This is a genomic window from Streptomyces pathocidini, from assembly GCF_001418495.1.
Lineage (GTDB): Bacteria > Actinomycetota > Actinomycetes > Streptomycetales > Streptomycetaceae > Streptomyces > Streptomyces pathocidini.
Genome location: NZ_LIQY01000452.1, coordinates 1 through 2,733 on the forward strand (window position 1 = coordinate 1; position 2,733 = coordinate 2,733).

Consider the following 2,733-nt stretch of genomic DNA (forward strand, 5'->3'; position numbering starts at 1 on the left):
ACCGCGCACACCTTGAACTCCGGCATCCGCGAGACCGGGTCGAGCGCCGGGTTGGTGAGCGTGTTGGCCCGGCCCTCGCCCGGCCAGTGGAACGGCATGAAGACCGTGTCCGGCCGGATGGACCGGGTGACCCGCGCGGGCGCCACCGCACGGCCCCGGCGCGAGACCACGGCCACTGGCTCGCCCTCGGCGACCCCCACCCGCTCGGCCAGCCGCGGGTGCAGCTCCACGAACGGGCCGGGCGCGGCGGCGTTCAGCTCGGGCACCCGCCGCGTCTGCGCCCCCGACTGGTACTGCGAGACCACCCGCCCCGTCGTCAGCAGCACCGGGTAGTCCGCGTCCGGCTCCTCGGCCGCGGGCCGGTGCGCGACGGACGCGAACCGGGCCCGCCCGTCCTCGGTCGCGAACCGGTCCAGGAACAGCCGGGGCGTCCCGGGGTGCGGCCGGGCCCCGTCGGGGCACGGCCAGAACACCCCGTCCTCCTCGGCGATCCTGCGGTAGGTGATGCCCGAGTAGTCGGCTGGCCCGCCCGCCGAGGCGCGGCGCAGCTCCTCGAAGACCTCTTCCGCGTCGGTGGGGAAGCCCTTCTCCCAACCCAGCCTGGCGGCGAGCCCGTTCAGCACCTCCAGGTCGGTACGCACCCCCGGCGGGGGTGTCACGGCCCGGCGCCGCAGCAGCACCCTGCCCTCCAGGTTGGTGGTGGTGCCGGTCTCCTCCGCCCACTGGGTCACGGGCAGCACCACGTCGGCGAGGCGGGCCGTCTCCGAGAGCACGACGTCGGCGACCGCGAGGAAGTCCAGGGAGCGCAGCCGCCCCTCGACGTGCGCGGCGCGCGGCGCGGACACCACGGGGTTGGACCCCATCAGCAGCAGCGACCGCACGTCCGTCCCGAGCGCGTCCAGCAGCTCGTACGCGCTCCGCCCCGGCCCCGGCAGATCCTCCGGCGGCACCCCCCACACCCTGGCCACATGGGCGCGGGCCGCCGGGTCGGTCAACTTGCGGTAGCCGGGCAACTGGTCGGCCTTCTGGCCGTGTTCGCGCCCGCCCTGCCCGTTGCCCTGGCCGGTCAGGCAGCCGTAGCCGGACAGCGGCCGCCCGGCCCGGCCGGTCGCCAGGCACAGGTTGATCCAGGCGCCGACCGTGTCCGTGCCCTTCGACTGCTGCTCGGGCCCGCGCGCGGTGAGCACCATCGACGACGGGGCGCCGCAGAACATCCCCACCGTCGCCCGCAGTTGCGGCAGCGGCACGCCCGTGATCCGCTCCACCAGCTCCGGCCAGTGCGCCATGGCCGCCGCCCTGGCCTCCGGCCACCCGGCCGTCCGGGCCGCCACGAACTCCTCGTCCACCCTGCCCTCGGCGACCACCAGGTGCAGCAGCCCCAGCGCCAGCGCCAGATCCGTACCGGGCCGGGGCGCCAGGTGCAGATCGGCCTGTTCGGCGGTCGGCGTGCGGCGCGGGTCGACCACGATCAACCGGCCGCCGTTCTCCCTCAGTTCCGACAGGTGGCGCAGGGCGGGCGGCATCGTCTCCGCCAGGTTGGAGCCCACCAGGACGACACAGCCGGTGCGCGCGACGTCCGCCAGCGGGAACGGCAGCCCGCGGTCCAGGCCGAAGGCCCGCTGGTGCGCGGCGGCGGCCGAGGACATGCAGAACCGGCCGTTGTAGTCGATCTGCGAGGTCCTCAGCACGAGCCGCGCGAACTTGCCCAGCGCGTACGCCTTCTCGTTCGTCAGCCCGCCGCCGCCGAACACCCCGACCGCGTCCGCGCCGTGGACCGCGCGCGTCCCGGCCAGCCCGGCCGCGACCCGGTCCAGCGCCTCCCGCCAGCCGGCCGGCTCCAGCCGGCCCGTCCCGGCGTTCCGCACCAGCGGCCCGGTCAGCCGCACCCGCGAGGACAGCACCGCGGGCGCCGTCCTGCCCTTGCCGCACAGCGCCCCCCGGTTGACGGGGAACGCGGTCCGCTCCACCACCTCCACGACCTCGGCGGACCCGGAGCCCGGAGCGGCCGGCCGCAGCCCCATGCCGCACTGCAGCGCGCAGTACGGGCAGTGGGTGTCCACGGGGGCGGGCCGCACGGGCGGCCGGGCCGACGGGCCGCAGGTCGCGGCGGTGTCGCTGTCCATACCGCCCAGCGTGCGCCGGAGGTGTTACGCGCCCAGGCGCGCCCGCGTTACGCCTCCGGTACGGCCACCTCAGAGCGCCCCGCCGAGCGCTGTGAGGCGCCGCCGGCAGCGGTATGCGGGAGACGGCGAGGAGGGGTGCGCCGGGGTGCCCCCGCAGGGGCTGAGGCGCCTTCCGGCGGTAGCCGGGGGGAGAACTCTCCGGTGGAAAGCCGAAGGGGGAGCCGCGCGTTCGGCGCCCGAGACGGGGGCACCCCGAGTACCCCGGCGCCCCCCGGCACCACGCCTCGTGAGCCCCCCGAAACCAGGCGTCATTCCGCCGCAATCGCCCGGCAACCCCCGTTCGCCACAATCGGCGCATGACAGCGTCGATATCCCGGTCCGGCTCTCCGGACCACCCCGGCCCGGCCCACCTCGACAGCGCGGCCCACCTCGACAGCGGGGCCCAACTCATGGACACGGCGCAGCTCATGGCCCAGATCACCGCACAGCTCAGCACCCAGCTCCCGCTCGCCGGAGCCCGCAGCCTCCGCCGCGCCCCGCGGCCGGCCCCAGGCCACGGGCCGTTCCGGCCGCCTGCCCTCGTCGCCGTCGCCCACGGCAGCCGCGACCC

1 protein-coding gene and 1 pseudogene are annotated in these 2,733 nt (G+C 76.5%); one reads left to right on the plus strand and one right to left on the minus strand.

Annotated features, from left to right (window positions below):
• On the minus strand, positions 1-2,021 hold a 2,021-nt coding region (locus AOK16_RS20075), incomplete at its 3' end, for a molybdopterin oxidoreductase family protein (protein WP_055473589.1).
• Between the two features lie 458 nt (positions 2,022-2,479).
• Between AOK16_RS20075 and AOK16_RS20080 the strand changes: the two are divergent.
• Positions 2,480-2,733, plus strand: a pseudogene (locus tag AOK16_RS20080) (hypothetical protein); the annotation flags it as partial.